The organism is Pseudomonas sp. NPDC089422 (assembly GCF_044749405.1).
Classification (GTDB): Bacteria; Pseudomonadota; Gammaproteobacteria; order Pseudomonadales; family Pseudomonadaceae; genus Aquipseudomonas.
On sequence record NZ_JBIVHW010000001.1, the window covers coordinates 200,074 to 215,562 of the forward strand.

Consider the following 15,489-nt stretch of genomic DNA (forward strand, 5'->3'; position numbering starts at 1 on the left):
TCAGTTGCTGGCGCGACGGTTCAGGCGCAGCGAGCCGGGTGGCGGCTCGTTGAGTACCGCCCAGAATACCCCCAGGTCGGAAATCGCCGCGACGAACTCCTTGAACTCCACGGGCTTGACCACGTAGGCATTGACCCCCAGCTCATAGGCGCGCAGCAGGTCAGGTTCTTCACGGGAAGAGGTCAGCATCACCGTCGGGATGCTGCGCAGCTCTGCGGTGGCGCGGACTTCCTTGAGCACTTCCAGGCCATCGACCTTGGGCAGTTTCAGGTCCAGCAACAGCACGGCCGGGTTGCCATCGTCGCGATTGGCGTAAGCGTTGCGCCGCAGCAGGTAGTCGAGGGCATCGGCGCCGTCGCGCAGGACGATGACCTCGTTGGCCAACTGGCTGCGCTCCAGGGCCAGCAGCGTCAGCTCCAGGTCCCGGGGGTTGTCTTCGACCAGCAGGATGGGCTTGAGCATGGTGATACGGTTACCTCAGTTGGTTGCGGGTTGACGGGGCAGGGTGAAGTGGAAGCTGGCGCCCCGGTCGACCTGGCCTTCGGCCCAGACTCGCCCGTCATGGCGCTCGATGATCCGCCGCACGCTGGCCAGGCCGATGCCCGTGCCTTCGAAGTCTTCCATGCGGTGCAGGCGCTGGAACACCCCGAACAGCTTGTTGGCGTAGGCCATGTCGAAGCCTACACCATTGTCACGGATGTACACTTCGGTCTCGTCCCGGTGCTGGCGGGCGTGGACCGCAATGTGGGCGGGTTCACGGCCACGGGTGTATTTGATGGCGTTGGCGATCAGGTTGTGCAAGGCCATGTTGATGAACGCCGGGTCGGCGATCACCTTGGGCAGTGGCGCGATGTCCCAGACGATGTCGCGGCCTTCGTAATCGGGGGCCAGTTCCTGGCGGATGCTCTCGACCAGCGCGTTGAGGTCGACATCCGACAGGCGCAACGCCGAGCGGCCCATCTGCGAGAAATTGAGCAGGTTGTCGACCAGGCTGCCGGCGAAGTGCGCGGCTTCCTCGATGTGCTGCAGGAAGCGCTTGCCGCGCTCGCTGAGGCCCTGGCCCTCGATTTCGCCGAGCAGCTCGGTGTAGCCGGCGATATGGCGTAACGGGGCGCGCAGGTCGTGGGACACACTGTAGGAAAAGGCTTCGAGTTCCTTGTTCGAGCGACGCAGCTCGTTGGCCAGTTGCGCCAGCTCCTCGGCCTTGCGCAGCACGATACCCAGCACTGCCGTGCGCAGTTCGAGCACGCCCTCGATGACCAGTGGGGCCCAGGGTTCGCAGTAGCCGCTGATCTGTTCCCGCCAGCGATCGAAGCTGTGTCGCGGGTCGAGCGCACCCTGGGCGCCGATCTGCTTGTCGGGGCGTCCGGCCCAGTCGACCGTGCGCACCTGCTCGGGGCGGAACCACAGCAGGTAATGCGAGTGGATCTGCGAGATGGCCACCGCCAGCACGCCTCCGGCATGGGCTGCCAGCTCTGGCAGCTCATCGATGTCATGGCGCAGGTTGTCGCTGTGGAACACGGTCTCCTCGCCGCGTTGCTCCAGCCAGTGCACCAGGGCCGTGACTTGCGCCGCAGGCGGGGTCTGGCCGATCAGGTCGCAGCGCTCGGCGGAGATGACCGCCGCGCCGCTGGCCCCGGCGAATGCCAGCAGCACCTCAGGCAAGTCGCGCAGGCCATCGCTGACGCTGTCGTGGTCGGCCATCGACGAGATCATGCGCACGATGTGCTGGCGCAGGTCGAGCAACTGGCGCGTCCTGGCGTGCGACTCACGGGTCTCGATCTGCAGCGACAGCACGCTGGCCAGCAGTTCGCAGGCGGTGCGGGTACGGAACTCGACCGCGCGCGGCTGGGCGTGGTGGCAGGAGATCAGGCCCCAGAGCTGGCCATCGACCACGATCGACAGCGACATCGACGCCAGGGTGCCCATGTTGCGCATGTACTGCAGGTGCACCGGTGACACGCTGCGCAAGGCGGTGAAACTCATGTCCAGGGGCTTGCCGGTGCGCGGGTTGATGGCTGGCAGCAGGGGGGAGGGCTGATAGTTGGCATCCTCGATCACGCGGATGCGGTTGACGCGGTACAGCTCGCGGGCCTGGCGCGGGATGTCCGCCGCGGGAAAGCGCAGGCCGAGGTAGCGCGGGTAACCGGTGTCGGCCAGCTCGGCGAGCACCTGGCCATTGCCCTCGGCGTCGAAGCGGTAGGCCTTGACCCGGCCGAAGCCGGTGATGCGCTTGATCTGCACCACGCACTGCTGGAGCAGCGCTTCGAGGCTGTCGGCGTTGTGCAGGCTGCTGACGAATCCGCGCACCAGCGGGTAATAGTCGCCCTGATCGGCCAGGTCCGCTGGCTGGCGGAAGGGTTCGAACTCGGCGATCAGCACCTGGTCGTGGCGGTGCGTCAGCAGGCGCAGCATGCCCGTGAACGGTGCCCCTTGGCGCAAGCGCACATCGCCGATATGGAACGGGAAGGCCTCGTCGCCAGGCAGGCGTTCGAGCCTGGCGCGCAGCTCGAAGCTTTCGCTGACCACGTCAGCGAAGGTGCAGCCGATCAGTTCCCAGGCCGGCACGCCCAGCCAGCGTTCGACATTCTCGCTGGCCTGGAGAATGCGCAGGTCGTGCTCATCCAGCACCAGCAGAAAGCCGTGCGGCTGGATGCTGCCGGGCACCTGGATCGGCTCTTCGGCGCAGCGCTCCATGGCTGCGGCGAGTGCGTTGTCTGCAGTCATCAATGGAAAGGCTCCTGTGATGTTCTTCCATGCCACCTGTGTCGGGCGCCGGGCACCGTAACAGAATGTCGACCGCTTTGCCGGCCCATGGCCATTGGAGGCATGGGATGCCCAGGGGTTCGCCCGGATTGGGAAATTTCTTGCCGGTTCGCCCGCGCTTTGTCGTTAGCACAAAAGAATGGCACCCGGCCATCACGGTTCGGCCACCTGCTGCTACGCTCAAGTTCAGAATAGAGGAACAAGGATCACCCAGTGACGGAACGCTTTCTGGCCGCGCTGTTGGGCCTGTTTTTGAGCGGCATTGCCGGGGCGGCGGACTTCCTCGTGGAAGTGCGGGTCCTGGTAGAGCGTGGCTGCATGCTGACCCTGCAACAGCGTGATGCGGGTGCACAGGCCCTGGGCGTGATCGACCTGGGCACTGCCGCACGCCTGGATGGGCCTGGCGGGCCATTGAGTGGCGTGCTGATCAACCAGCGGCCACCGCGCCTTGAGTGCAACCCCGACACGCCTTACCAGGTGCGGGTAGACGGCGGTCAGCACGGCGGCGTCGGCGAACTGCGGTTTCTGGGCAGCGGCGATGGCCAGGCCAGGCCGATCCCGTATCGGCTGTACCGCGATGCTGCCTGGCGCGAGCCGGTTGTCGTCGGTGAGGCCCATGCCGCGCGCGTACCGGACAGCGGTTCGGTTGAGCTGCCACTCTACGCCCGGATCGACAAGCTGGCCTGGGTGCCACGCGCCGGGCAGTACGGCGACCTGCTCAAGATCACGGTCACCTGGTAGCGAGGCCGCCATGCACAAGGACGACACGCCATGAACCGCACATCGATCCTGTTGCTCAGTCTCGGCCCGCTGCTGTTGCCCTGTGGTGCGGCGCATGGCACCACCACCGGGTTCATCCAGGCCCGCCTGGTGATCAGCGCCGCCTGCCAGATCAACAGCGGTGACCAGCCGCCAGCCACGCTGGGCAACCCGGGCCTGATGGATTTCGGTCAGCGCGGCCCGAACTGGGACACACCGCTGCGCAGCCGGGTCGACGAAGCGGGCGGCGAGGGCAGCCTGCAGATCAGCTGCACGCCCGAGGTGCGGGCATTCAACGTGCGCATCAACGGTGGCCTGAATGGCGACGACGGTGTGCGCCGGCTGAGCAATGGCCGCGAAATGATCCCCTACCAACTGGCGGTCGACCCGGGTGGCAACAGCCGCTACGGCATCGGCCAGGCCCGCGCCTTCACCGTCAGCAGTTCCGCGCAGATCCCTATTCCCATCTACGGTGTGGTAGTGGCGCAACCGCGCGCGCTGCCCGCCGGGCTGTACCGCGACACCCTGAGAGTGACCCTGGACTGGTAAACGACGCAAGGAGACTCCGATGCGAACGACTTTCCCCCGCTGCATGCTCGCCGGCCTCGGCCTGGCCATGGCCGCTCATGCCCAGGCCGCCACGGTGACCGGGACCATCACCTCGACCTTGACCCTGACTTCGGCGTGCCAGGTCAACGGCAGTGGCGGCAACTCAGGGCTGAACTTCGGTACCCTCAACTTCGGCACCCAGGAAGCCCTGTTCACCACGGCCAATGCCCAGGTGCTGGGCGGCGGCGGTGGCGCCATGAGCATTCTCTGCTCGGCCGGCACAGTGCCGGCGATCCGCGTGCGCGCCGGCACCCACGACGGCCAGTCGGCCGGCGGTACCCGTGCGCTGGCCGATGGCGCCGGCAATTTCGTGCCCTACGACTTCTACACCGATGCCGGGCACACCACGCTGCTGGCCATCGACGGCACCATCACCTTGCCGACCAGCACCGGTGTGGCGCAGACCGTCAACCTGTATGGCCAGGCCCGTGGCAAGGCCGGCCTGCCGGCCGGGACGTACACCGACACGGTGGCGGTCGAGTTGTCGTTCTGAGCCATGTTCGCCGCCATGCGCGCCTGGCTCGCGGGTTGCCTGACGGGGCTCGGCCTGTTGCTGGCCGCGCCCCTGGATGCGGCGACCAGCAGCACCTTCCAGGTGAGTGCGCAGATTGTTGCCGGTTGCCTGGTGGTGGGCGGGGTGACCAGCTATGGCGTGCTCGATTTCGGCACCCAGTCGGCGCTGTCCACCGGCATTCTCAGTACCTCGCTGGGCGGCACCACGGTGACCTTCCAGTGCACCCCCGGGGTGAGCCTGAGCATGAGCCTGGACGGTGGCCAGAACAGCGCCAGTGGCACGCGCAACCTCAAGCGTACGGGCGGCACCCAGGTGCTGGCCTACCAGTTGTACCAGGACGCGGCCTACAGCCAGGCCCTGGGCATTGGCCAGAGCGTGGCGGTGAGCTACACCGACGCCACGGCCATCAAATTGCCGGTGTATGGCCGTACCCAGTTGCCCGGCACCTTGCCGGCCGGGACCTACACCGATGTGGTGCAAGTATCGGTGACCTGGTGAATACACCAGCACCCAAGAAGAAAAGAGACCAAGGAGAGCGGCATGGGGGCAGGCGCGAAGTGGGCGCAAGGTGTGATCGGTTTGTTGCTGTTGGCGAGCCTGCCGGCAGGGGCGGCCACCTCGGTGCTGATCTGGCCGATCGACCCGGTGCTGGAGGCTGACCAGAAGGCCGGTGCGCTGTGGCTGGAGAATCGTGGCACGGCGCCGGCCAGTCTGCAGGTGCGGGTATTCGCCTGGCGCCAGGGTGACTATCAGGAGCAGTTCCAGGCCCAGCGCGAGATCATCGGCAGCCCGCCGGTGGCCAACATTCCCCCGGGGCAGAAGCAGCTGATCCGCCTGACCCGCACGGGCAGCTCGCCGGCCGGCCAGGAGCAGGCCTACCGCATCATCATCGATGAGATCCCCTCGCCATTGCCCGCCGATGCCGCCAGCCAGGGCACCACTGCAGCGATCCGCCTGCAGATGCGCTACTCGGTGCCGTTGTTCGTCTATGGCGAAGGTTTGTGGGGCAAGCCCGACCCGCAAGGCAAGCGCAACGCCGACGGCGTCGGCAAACCGCAGCTCAGCTGGCGCCCGGTGACGGTGCAGGGCAAACCCTATGTGGAGATGCGCAACACCGGCCCGGTACATGCGCGCCTGACCGATGTAGTGGTGCAGCAGGGCGGCCAGGGCAAAGCCTTGGCCGAAGGCCTGCTCGGCTACGTGCTGCCTGGCGCCAGCATGCGCTGGCCGGCGCCGGTGGTGCCGAATGCGGGCAGTGTGATCAAGGGGAGGGTGAACGGCCAGGAAGTGGCCGAAGCGATCCGGCAAGGGCAGTGAGCCCGCTACTGAATGAAGGGCAAGGGCCATGGAGGACCTGGCAATGGTCGGAATCCGTGCGTGAGATGGCTGTCGCGGGCTTCGCGTTGCTGGTGCCTGGGGCTGACCTTGTTCGGCCCCGGCCTGACGCTGGCCGACGACTTGCCACCGCCGCCCAGCGAAACCACTGCCATCGCCGACGCCACGCTGTACCTCGACCTGCTGGTGAACCAAGTGCCCAGGGCTGAGCTGGTGGCGGTGCAGCAACGGGCCGGGCGCCTGTACCTGGACAGCGAGGTGCTGCGCAACCTCGGCATCCAGCTGCCAGGCGACCCGCAAGGTGAGCTGGCGCTGGACGATGTGGCGGGCCTGCACACCGATTACGACAGCCAGAACCAGCGCTTGCTGCTGCAGGTGCCCCCGGCCTGGCTGCCAGACCAGCAGGTCGGTGACCGCGGCCTGTACCCGGCCAGCGAGGCGCGCAGCAGCTTCGGCGCTTTGTTCAACTACGACCTGTACCTCAATGACACCGACGATGGCGGTTCCTACCTGGCGGCCTGGAACGAACTGCGGCTGTTCGACAGCTGGGGCACGTTCTCGACCACCGGCCAGTGGCGCCAGTCGTTCAACGGCGCGCAGCGCGATGACAGCCGCCAGGGTTTTCTGCGCTACGACACCACCTGGCGTTTCACCGACGAGCAGCGCCTGCTGACTTACGAGGCCGGCGACTTCGTCACCGGGGCATTACCGTGGACCAGCTCGGTCCGGGTTGGCGGTCTGCAGCTGTCGCGGGATTTTGGCGCGCGTCCGGACCTGGTCACTTATCCCTTGCCGGCCTTCGCCGGTGAAGCTGCGGTGCCGACCTCGCTGGACCTGTTCATCAACGGTTACAAGTCCAGTACGACCGAATTGCAGCCCGGGCCCTACACCCTGACCAACGTGCCGTTCATCAACGGCGCTGGCGAGGCGGTGGTGGTGACCACCGATGCGCTGGGCCGGCAGGTGTCGACCACCTTGCCGTTCTATGTCACCAGCAGCCTGTTGCAGAAAGGCCTGTCGGACTTCTCGGTGGCTGCGGGCAGCCTGCGTCGGGACTATGCCGTGGAAGATTTCGGCTATGGAACGGGGGTTGCCTCGGCCAGCCTGCGCCACGGCGTCAGTGACAGCTTCACCCTGGAGTCCCATGTCGAGACCGCCGAATCGCTGCTGCTCGGTGGTCTGGGTGGCAACATGCGCCTGGGCACGTTCGGTGTGCTCAATGCAGCCTTGGCGCAGAGCCGGTTCGAAGGGGAGACGGGCCACCAGGTCGCCCTCGGCTACCAGTACAACAGCCAGCGCATCGGCTTCAACTACCAGCGCCTGCAACGGTATGGCGAGTATTCGGACCTGACCCGGGTCGACATCCCCGACATGCAACTGAGCCAGCGCAGCGAACAGGTGACCCTGAGCGTCAACCTCGACCAGTACGGCAGCCTTGGCGTTGGCTATTTCGATGTGCGCGCCGGCGACGACACGCGCACCCGGCTGATCAACCTGAGCTGGAGCAAGCCGCTGTGGGGCAACAGCAGCCTGTACCTGTCGGCCAACCGCGAGGTTGGTGACAGCAACTGGGCGGTGCAGGCGCAGGTGGTGATTCCGTTCGACTTCGGCAGCACCCTGGCAGTGAGCACCGAACGCAGCAAAGATGGCGAAAGCCTGCAACGGGTCAACTACAGCCGCGCCGTGCCGGTAGGCGGCGGCGTCGGCTACAACCTCGGCTATGCCGGCGGCAGCGACCGCGATGCCTACCGCCAGGCCGACGTCACCTGGCGCCTGCAATCGGTGCAGGTGCAGGCCGGCGTGTACGGCAGCAGCGGCGAGATGACCCGCTGGGCCGACGCCAGTGGCTCGCTGGTGTGGATGGACGCTGGGCTGTTTGCCGCCAACCGCATCGACGATGCCTTCGTGGTGGTCAGCACCAGTGGCTACGCCGACGTGCCGGTGCGTTACGAGAATCAGGAAATCGGCCGCACCGACCGTAGCGGTCACTTGCTGGTGCCGTACAGCAGCGGCTACTACCGCGGCAAGTATGAAATCGACCCGATGGACTTGCCGCCCGATGTGCTGACGGCCGAGGTCGAACAGCGGGTGGCGGTGCGCCGTGGAAGTGGTTATCTGCTGGAGTTCGCGATCCGGCGTGTCATGGCGGCGAGCGTCGAACTGGTCGATGGCAATCAGCAGCCGCTCAAGCTGGGCAGCAAGGTCAGCCATCAGGAAAGCGGCAGTCAGGCTGTGGTCGGCTGGGACGGCTTGGTGTACCTGGAGAACCTGTCGCCGCACAACCGCCTGCAGGTGGCGTTGGAGGGGGGCGGGCAGTGCCAGGTCGAATTCGATCTGCCGGCATCGGCAGGCTCGATTCCACTGATCGGTCCGCTGGTATGCAGATGAAAGGCCTGTTGTACAGCCTGCTGCTGTTGCCGGCCGGTTCGGCGTGGGCGCTGTGCTCGTCGGTGGCAACCCTGCCCGCGGCGTTCGGCACGATCAACTCGACCCTGGTGCGTACCACGGTACAGAGCGCTTCAAGCACCAACTCCGGGTTGCAGTGCACCGGCTCGCTGCTGAGCCTGCTCAGTTCCACCGACCACTTCTACGCCACCATCACGTCCTCCACCAGTGGGCTGGTCGGCCCTACGGGCGACGTCATTCCATACACCCTGTACGCCGACAACAGCACCAGCTATCCGATCACCCGCGGCGTTGCCTTTGATTTCGCCCGTAACGGCATCCTCGATCTGCTGGGGTTGCTCAATGGCACCACACCCAAGTCCGTGCCGCTGTACATGAAGACCCAGGTCGGCAGCAACGTCGCCGCGGGTGTGTACCAGGAGACCCTGACCATCGCCTGGAGCTGGGACTACTGCTCCGGGATCGGTATTGGCAGCATCTGTTTGGGCCGTGACGTAGGTTCCGGCAGCCGAACTTTGAACGTCAGCTTGACTGTGAGCAACGACTGCCAGATCACCACGCCCAACATCAGCTTCGGCAGCGCGCCGGTAGTGGCGGGGTTCGGTACCGTAAGCCAAAGCGTGAGTCTGTCGTGCACCAAGGGCAGTGCCTACACAGTGGGCTTGAACGATGGGGAGAATGTCTCGGGCGGGCGGCGGCGGATGAAGTCCACGGCCGGCAACTACCTGGCCTATGACATCTTCAAGAGCGCCGGCACCGTGCGTTGGGGTTCGCTGACCACGGCCCGGCGCTCCAGCAGCGATGCCGACGTGAACCCCGGAAACGGCACCGGCACCGGGAGCCAGATGTTCAACTACAACGCCAAGGTCTATACCGACCAGACGACACCGCCGGCGGCAAGCTATGTCGACAATGTGATACTCGATGTGCAGTTCTGACAGTGCAGTCCTGTACTTGCCCCGCGAAGAGGTCGAACCTGCTCAACGCAAATCGTCGACCATTTTCAGCAAGGTCTCCAGCACCGCCCCGGCCAACGCCTTGGAGCGCGCCCCTGACCACTGGGCCACCGGCTCCGGCGCATCGTCATGGTCCTTGAACGGCATCTCCAGGGTCAGCGACAGGCAGTCATAGGCCATCCCCACCGCATTGCACGCCAGCGTGATATTCGCCTGGCCCGGCTCGTCCCGGGTGTAGCCATGTACCGTCTGAAAGTCCTTGGTCACGCTGCACAAGGTCGTGCGGAACTGCTCTTCCAGCCTGGCCAGCCGTGGCGTATACCCCGGGTTGCCCTCACAGGCCGCCGTGAACACATGGGGAATTTCCTCGTCACCATGCACATCGATGAACGCATCCACCCCGTACTGCTTCATCTGCGCCTGGGCGAAGAACACCTCCGGGCTCGACTCGACACTGGCATCCTGCCAGGCCCGGTTCAGGTCCTTGCCCTTGAAATTGGTGCGCAGGTGGCCAAGGAAGGCGCCGTCCGGGTTCATGTTCGGGATCAGGTACAGGTCGGCCTTTGCCAGCAGTTTCTGAACGGTTGGGTCATTGGCTTGCAGCCGGTCGATCACCCCTTCCATGAACCACTCGGCCATGTGCTCGCCCGGATGCTGCTGGGCAATCAGCCACAGCTTGCGCTTGCCCGCCGCGCCATCGCCTGCGCGCAGCAGCGGGATATCCCGGCCTTGCACGCTGCGGCCGCAGGCCAGCAGCTCGACGGCAGGGATCTGCCGGGCACGTTCGATCAGCTGGTTGTGGCGGGCACGCGGGTAAGGCTCGAAGTAGGCGAACCAGACTTGCTCCTGCTCGGCCTTGAGCTCGAACGACAGCGCCTTACCATCGAACTGGCTCGGCACGCGGAACCAGGTCTGCTGGTCGTAGGAGGCCACGGCGTTGTAGCCGCTCCAGGCGTTCTTGTAGGAAGACTCGCTGGCGTTGTCCAGGCTGAAGCGATGGACCTGGCCCGGGGTGAGACCGCTGACCTTGAAGTGGAACCACTGGAAGTGGCCGCTATTTGTGTCCGGGCGGATGGCCAGGTGCACCTGGGCCGGGTTGCTGGCATCCAGGATCAGGATGTTGCCGGAATCGAAATCGCAGTCGATTTGCAGGGGGGACAGCGTCACGGTCATGGGCGGGCTCCTTGGGATTTGTTGTGGGGGTACTGTACACCGCTTGAGGGTGGGGCGTGTGAGGAGAAGGGCTGGATCGCTTCTCTTGATCGCGATCAGTAGTTGCTTTGTAACTTGAGTAACCAAGTCTGAGTTGGCTGAGGAACACCAGAGATTTCATGCTGCTCAGCTGCTGAATGCTGCGATTTCTTTGCTGTTCAGTGAATTGCGAGGTTTGGAGTTTATGGCGGGAACCAAGCTCGAAAAACGCCAGTACTGGAAAATTCCTACAAATCTTTGGGGGGTTTCCTTCAATGATTCAGCTTGTGCATCTTGCATTGATGACTAATTATTAGTTCGTCGCAATGACGCGGCACTCAATGGAGAAATTGAAATGAAAGAAGTCAAAATGGAGTCTCGTAAACTGGCCAATCTGGCTCACCTGGTCAAAAAGGCCTGATTAGGCTTTTAGGCTGATAACTAAGCGCAGAGCCGGCCTGCGCTTAGTCAGCCAGTGGAGGAACTGATGATCAGTGAAGATTGTTTTTTTATAGTGCTCGGCTCATCCCTCATTTGCTGGGATTTCAAGGCGCATAAGCAGTATGAGTTGTCAGCCGCTCATGCTCGGCGCTTGATTTTTTTGATTTATAATCAGGATTGCATTGATCAGAGCTGCAAAGTTGATCAGGAGTTGATTCGCGCAGGGCTCGTGAAAACTACTCAAGAGCAATCGGACTATTGGGGGTGGGACGTACTGTCCAGAATTTTTCACTTCGGCACGAAGAATATTCCCCTGGACGATATACCTCAAGATGAAGAGGAGTGGGCGAAGCTGTATTTGGAGCATTGTGACGGTGCATGGGCGAAACCGCTGCCTATAGATTACGCGCAAGATGGAGGTGGAGCGGGTGTCTTGCTACCTCGGAAGACGTGTAAAGGGGAACTCGAGCAAGGTCTGTGTCGTCGCTCGACTACCAGGGAATTTATTGATATACCACTTCCGCTAGAAATATTGGCGAAAATTTTGCAGTTTACATTGGGGTTTGTAAAAGACCGCGAAGTTCCGGAGGCTAGTGGGTTGCCTGATTCCCTCCGAAAGCGCCGGTGCAGCCCATCCGGCGGGGGACTGAATTCAACTGAAGGCTATGTGCTGGTGAGAAATGTCGAAGGGCTTGACGAAGGGATCTATTACTATGATGCCGCCAGTCATCGATTGCTTCTCAAATCTACTGACGTGCCGTCAGTAGGGCAGATGCTATCGGGGCAACATTTTGCGAATAATCTGTCCGCTGGCGTATTTTTTACATCAAGGTTCGATAAGTTGTGGTGGAAGTATGAGCATTCGCGCGCTTATCGCAATGCACTACTGGAAGTGGGACACATCGCTCAGACGTTTCAGATTATCAGTACTTCCCTTGGTTTGGGGACCTGGCTCACAGGAGCGCTGTGCGAACAGGATATAGAGCCTTTCCTAAAGTTGGAAAATCCCCACGAGCAGGTGCTTTTCTTTGTGGGTTGTGGGTACACCAGTGGTGAGGCCACACCTGAAAGCCTGAGGATGCTGTCACGCTAGGGGGCGTCGTTTGGATGAGCCAACAGAAAGAAGTAAGTCGTGCCGTCATGGTGTTCAATACGTGGGATAGCACCAGTTCCGTTCGTGCTCGCCCTTATGCATATGAACTCTCCGGACAGGATTTTCTACGGGCAGAGCCGAGCTTATGGTTTCCCGCGGCTTTAATGCCGATCATGGAGTGCCCGGGAATAGAAAATTTGCCTCTTCAGGAAGTTCGCAAGCTGCATGTCAGTCATTTGCTGTATTTCCTGGACTATACAACTGAGCTTGAGATGACTATCGTCAACAAGGCGGTCAACTGCATGGTGCATGGCGAGTTATCTATGCACTTTTCGGTGGGGGAGCGTTGTCAGGTCTTAAAGCTGTATGCTGATGAAGGGTATCATGCCCTGTTTTCCAAGGATCTGGCCGAGCAAATTGCTGGTTACCATAGGCTGGAAAGGTATCGTTCAGTTCGCTTAAAACATTTGAGTAGGCTTTTGGCTCGCTATTCCGGCAAGTGGGAAGAACTTGCCTTATTTGTGATGGCGTTCATTTCTGAGACCGTCATAACACGTGAGCTATCGCTGTTGGGGCAGGATGACTTGAATGTGCCTGTTTTCAGCATGCTGACAGATCATTTGCATGATGAGGCCAAGCATTCGGTTTTTTTTGCCGACTGCTTTGTCAAGCTGTGGGGGCAGGCGTCGACCGCCGAAAGGGACTTTGTTGTAAATGCATTGTTAGTGGTGGTGCGTATTTTTTGCCGTCCAGATATTTCATTTATAAGGTTTCAGGTAAAAGATACAGCGCTTTGTCGTGAGCGTGTTGCAAATCATCTTAGGCGAAACTGGCGTCGTAGGGTTGCCTCTACTTTGCAATTGACTCTGAAAGCTGTAAGGCGTACCGATCTGCTCTCGAATGCATCCTACTTTCGCCAGTTGAAAAATGAGGGTTGGATCGATGAATAGACGAGACGCTTCGCAGTCCACTCGCTGTTATGTTTTATTGCTCCTCCTCATCAGTCTTCTGGGCGTGTTTCCGCTCGATGTGATTTTGCCCTCTGTGCCTTTGATGGCCCGGGATTTTCGTGTCGATGCGCAGTACATTGCATATTCGATCAGCCTGTTCGCTGTCGGTGTCGCCATTTCGCAAACTATCATCGGTCCGCTTTCTGACCGAATGGGGCGAAAGCGTCTGCTGATAGCTGGTCTAGTAGTTTCCGTTGCAGGTGCGGTGGGATGCACCCTCGCAACAAGTTACCAAGGCTTCATGTTTTTCCGCCTTCTACAGGCGGTGGGATGCGGGTGCTTCGTGCTTAGCCAGGCCCTGGTGCAGGATAGGTTCAACGGCCATCAGCGCAATGCGATGCGTATCCTGATGACCAGCGCAAGTGGCTTGTTTATTTCTTTATCGCCCCTTGCAGGCAGTGTGCTCCAGCAATATCTCGGTTGGGCAGGCAGCTTTCAGGTCTTTGTAGTGCTGGCCATTGTTGTGCTGGCGCTTGCGTTGAGGTTACTGCAAGAGAAGCCGACATCATCTGGCAGTGCAGGCGTTTTAAATAGTTATCAGGCTTTGCTCAAAGACCGTGCGTTTCTCGTCAGTTCGCTATTTTCATGCTTGGCGTTCGCTTGCCATTTTTCATTTGTGGTCGTCTCCCCATTGTTGCTCATCGAGCAACTTGGCCTGACGGAGTTCGCCTTTTCCATAGTCTTTCTCGGGTATGGACTGGCTTACCTGATCGGCGGCTTCATTGCCAGTTGGCTGAATTGCCGCATCGCGATGCATGCGCAGGTGGGTTGGGGATTCGCACTCATCGGTCTGGCTGGGCTTGCTCTTTGCCTGGTTGTCACCCTGCATGAGCTTGGGGTTTTCAGCCTTCTGCTTCCATTGGTGCTCTGTACCATCGGTACAACCATTGTGCGGCCAGCTGCAACGAGCCATGCGCTGGGGTTGCACCCGGAGCGTGCAGGTGCTGCGGCCTCGCTCAACAATACGATGCTGTTTGCATTCGGTGGGGGCGCCAGCATGCTGGTGGCATCCATGAGGAGTAGCTTGCCGATGAGCCTGGCGCTGGGCTTTGTCGCCTGCAGCCTCGCGGGCTGCTACTTGCTTATCTATCTGAAAGGTTTGGAGCTGCGCCAGCAGGTTTGTGACTCAGGCCCAATACCCAAATAGCAGTAGCGCAGCCAAGCCCAAACCTACCGCCACCGAACACCCACCCACCGAAATCGCCGCACGCCCTTGCCGATACCAGCCATCCTGCCCCAGCTCCCGCGCCGGGACGAGCAGGCTGCGCCAGCGCAGTTCGGTGTCATGAAACGCTTGCAAATGCGCAGGTGACGCATCCAGCCAACGGCGAAAATCGATGCGTTCGCACGATGTCACGTCAGGGCTCTGCAACCGCACATACCATTGCCCGGCCACACTGGCCAACGCATCCCCGCGTGGCTGCACCACTTGCAGGGCCTGGTTCATGTTGCGTTCGATGCTGAGCAGCGGGAGGTCGAGGCGTTTGGCGATGCTGGCAAAGTCCAGCTGATCGAGGCGATTGAGCAGGAACACTTGCTGCACGCGCCGGGGCAGGCGCTTGAGTGCGAACAGCAGTTCAGTCTCGGCAGCATGCTCGCTGGAAGGCGTGGGGTGCTCAAGGGGCAGCAGCAGACGGCTCATGGACAGCTCCTTGCTCGGGGTAGGGGTGGGGGCATCGTCCTTGATGCAGAAACAGCGTAGTAAAAACGAGATTGATTCTCAAGTGCTGATTCCGCAAAGATTTGTAATGAGCGTTCACGCTCTGAAACACTTTTGCTATCATGCGCGCCATCAACGATCTTCATTAGCCTGAAGAGCCAAAAAAATGACCCGGCAAAAAGCCGGGTCAAAAACCGTGATTAGCCTGATGAGGAGATAATCTGGAGCGACCTAAGCTCCGGGTTATCCAGCAGATCTTGCGATCAGCTGAGTGCAATAATAATCGTTATCATTTGCCAGTCAAATGAATTTTCAGTTATCCGGTAAAAAATTTTACCGGCGCGCTTCCTCATTCCGGCAAACGGGGCCTTTCGCCGGTTCGGCCATCACGTTTCTCCCTTCTTTTTTTGCCTATAAACCGTTCTGCAAGGCGCGCCTGTGCTCCAGCAAGGCCCTGGCCATATCGATCATGTGCATCAGTGCGAACGTCAGCTCGCGGGTGCTGCCTTCCTGGTGTGTGGCGGTTTCATGGGCGGTGGCGGCGGCACAGCGGAGCAATTCGATGGCATGGTCCTGGGCCTGCTCGGCGGTGACGCCGGCGTGCAAGGTCCAGATCTGATTGTGCGCGCTGGGGCGCGTGGGGTTGGGGTTCAGGTAGTAGTCGAGGGCGCGGCGGGCCGCTTCGCTGTCCAGATCTGTTACGTCGTTTTTCGTTGGTTTCATCCTGATACCTGCGCATGCCAATGGGA

General features: G+C 61.5%; 15 protein-coding genes. 10 read left to right on the forward strand and 5 right to left on the reverse strand.

What is annotated here, in order from left to right; translation table 11 throughout:
- Both ACIPZ8_RS00950 and ACIPZ8_RS00955 read right to left on the reverse strand, forming a co-directional pair.
- Complete coding sequence (locus ACIPZ8_RS00950; protein WP_400719156.1) at nucleotides 1-462, reverse strand: response regulator; 462 nt, start codon at nucleotides 460-462, stop codon at nucleotides 1-3.
- A gap of 15 nt (nucleotides 463-477) precedes the next feature.
- Nucleotides 478-2,727, reverse strand: coding sequence for an ATP-binding protein (locus tag ACIPZ8_RS00955; RefSeq protein WP_400719157.1), 2,250 nt, complete (start codon nucleotides 2,725-2,727; stop codon nucleotides 478-480).
- Nucleotides 2,728-2,979: 252 nt separating this feature from the next.
- Between ACIPZ8_RS00955 and ACIPZ8_RS00960 the strand changes: the two genes are divergently transcribed.
- Genes ACIPZ8_RS00960 through ACIPZ8_RS00990 form a run of 7 tightly spaced genes read left to right on the forward strand, consistent with a single transcriptional unit; the run spans nucleotide 2,980 to nucleotide 9,327 of the window.
- On the forward strand, nucleotides 2,980-3,507 hold the full coding sequence (locus tag ACIPZ8_RS00960) for a spore coat U domain-containing protein (RefSeq protein ID WP_400719158.1): 528 nt from the start codon (nucleotides 2,980-2,982) through the stop codon (nucleotides 3,505-3,507).
- Between the two features lie 30 nt (nucleotides 3,508-3,537).
- Nucleotides 3,538-4,074: a spore coat U domain-containing protein gene (locus ACIPZ8_RS00965; protein WP_400719159.1), complete on the forward strand. Its 537-nt coding sequence runs from the start codon at nucleotides 3,538-3,540 to the stop codon at nucleotides 4,072-4,074.
- A gap of 19 nt (nucleotides 4,075-4,093) precedes the next feature.
- Entirely contained in the window at nucleotides 4,094-4,627 is a 534-nt protein-coding gene (locus tag ACIPZ8_RS00970; RefSeq protein WP_400719160.1) for a spore coat U domain-containing protein, read from the forward strand.
- A 15-nt stretch (nucleotides 4,628-4,642) separates the two neighbouring features.
- Nucleotides 4,643-5,146: a spore coat U domain-containing protein gene (locus ACIPZ8_RS00975; RefSeq protein WP_400719161.1), complete on the forward strand. Its 504-nt coding sequence runs from the start codon at nucleotides 4,643-4,645 to the stop codon at nucleotides 5,144-5,146.
- Between the two features lie 42 nt (nucleotides 5,147-5,188).
- Nucleotides 5,189-5,965: a molecular chaperone gene (locus tag ACIPZ8_RS00980; RefSeq protein ID WP_400719162.1), complete on the forward strand. Its 777-nt coding sequence runs from the start codon at nucleotides 5,189-5,191 to the stop codon at nucleotides 5,963-5,965.
- A gap of 12 nt (nucleotides 5,966-5,977) precedes the next feature.
- Nucleotides 5,978-8,371, forward strand: coding sequence for a fimbria/pilus outer membrane usher protein (locus ACIPZ8_RS00985; protein ID WP_400719163.1), 2,394 nt, complete (start codon nucleotides 5,978-5,980; stop codon nucleotides 8,369-8,371).
- Nucleotides 8,362-9,327 carry a spore coat protein U domain-containing protein gene (locus ACIPZ8_RS00990; protein ID WP_400719164.1) on the forward strand — a complete coding sequence of 322 codons (966 nt, stop codon included), beginning with the start codon at nucleotides 8,362-8,364 and terminating at the stop codon, nucleotides 9,325-9,327. The genes ACIPZ8_RS00985 and ACIPZ8_RS00990 overlap by 10 nt, the downstream gene beginning before the upstream one ends.
- A gap of 42 nt (nucleotides 9,328-9,369) precedes the next feature.
- Here the strand turns inward: ACIPZ8_RS00990 and ACIPZ8_RS00995 are convergent, their stop codons facing one another.
- A complete protein-coding gene (locus ACIPZ8_RS00995) occupies nucleotides 9,370-10,518 on the reverse strand; it encodes a M14-type cytosolic carboxypeptidase (RefSeq protein WP_400719165.1) in 1,149 nt (382 codons plus the stop codon).
- 505 nt (nucleotides 10,519-11,023) lie between these two features.
- Here ACIPZ8_RS00995 and ACIPZ8_RS01000 point away from each other — a divergent pair.
- From ACIPZ8_RS01000 to ACIPZ8_RS01010, 3 genes are read left to right on the forward strand one after another with little or no spacing between them, the layout of a single operon-like run.
- Nucleotides 11,024-12,070 carry a SagB family peptide dehydrogenase gene (locus tag ACIPZ8_RS01000; protein WP_400719166.1) on the forward strand — a complete coding sequence of 349 codons (1,047 nt, stop codon included), beginning with the start codon at nucleotides 11,024-11,026 and terminating at the stop codon, nucleotides 12,068-12,070.
- A gap of 14 nt (nucleotides 12,071-12,084) precedes the next feature.
- Complete coding sequence (locus tag ACIPZ8_RS01005) at nucleotides 12,085-13,020, forward strand: diiron oxygenase (RefSeq protein ID WP_400719167.1); 936 nt, start codon at nucleotides 12,085-12,087, stop codon at nucleotides 13,018-13,020.
- Nucleotides 13,013-14,227 carry an MFS transporter gene (locus ACIPZ8_RS01010; protein WP_400719168.1) on the forward strand — a complete coding sequence of 405 codons (1,215 nt, stop codon included), beginning with the start codon at nucleotides 13,013-13,015 and terminating at the stop codon, nucleotides 14,225-14,227. The genes ACIPZ8_RS01005 and ACIPZ8_RS01010 overlap by 8 nt, the downstream gene beginning before the upstream one ends.
- Here ACIPZ8_RS01010 and ACIPZ8_RS01015 read toward each other — a convergent pair.
- Together ACIPZ8_RS01015 and ACIPZ8_RS01020 are read right to left on the reverse strand one after the other, a co-directional pair.
- Nucleotides 14,207-14,722 carry a DUF4880 domain-containing protein gene (locus ACIPZ8_RS01015; RefSeq protein WP_400719169.1) on the reverse strand — a complete coding sequence of 172 codons (516 nt, stop codon included), beginning with the start codon at nucleotides 14,720-14,722 and terminating at the stop codon, nucleotides 14,207-14,209. The two genes, ACIPZ8_RS01010 and ACIPZ8_RS01015, sit on opposite strands and share 21 nt — an antisense overlap.
- A 429-nt stretch (nucleotides 14,723-15,151) precedes the next feature.
- Nucleotides 15,152-15,463 (reverse strand): DUF6124 family protein, encoded by a 312-nt coding sequence (locus ACIPZ8_RS01020; protein WP_294325582.1) that lies wholly within the window; start codon nucleotides 15,461-15,463, stop codon nucleotides 15,152-15,154.
- Nucleotides 15,464-15,489: the final 26 nt, after the last annotated feature.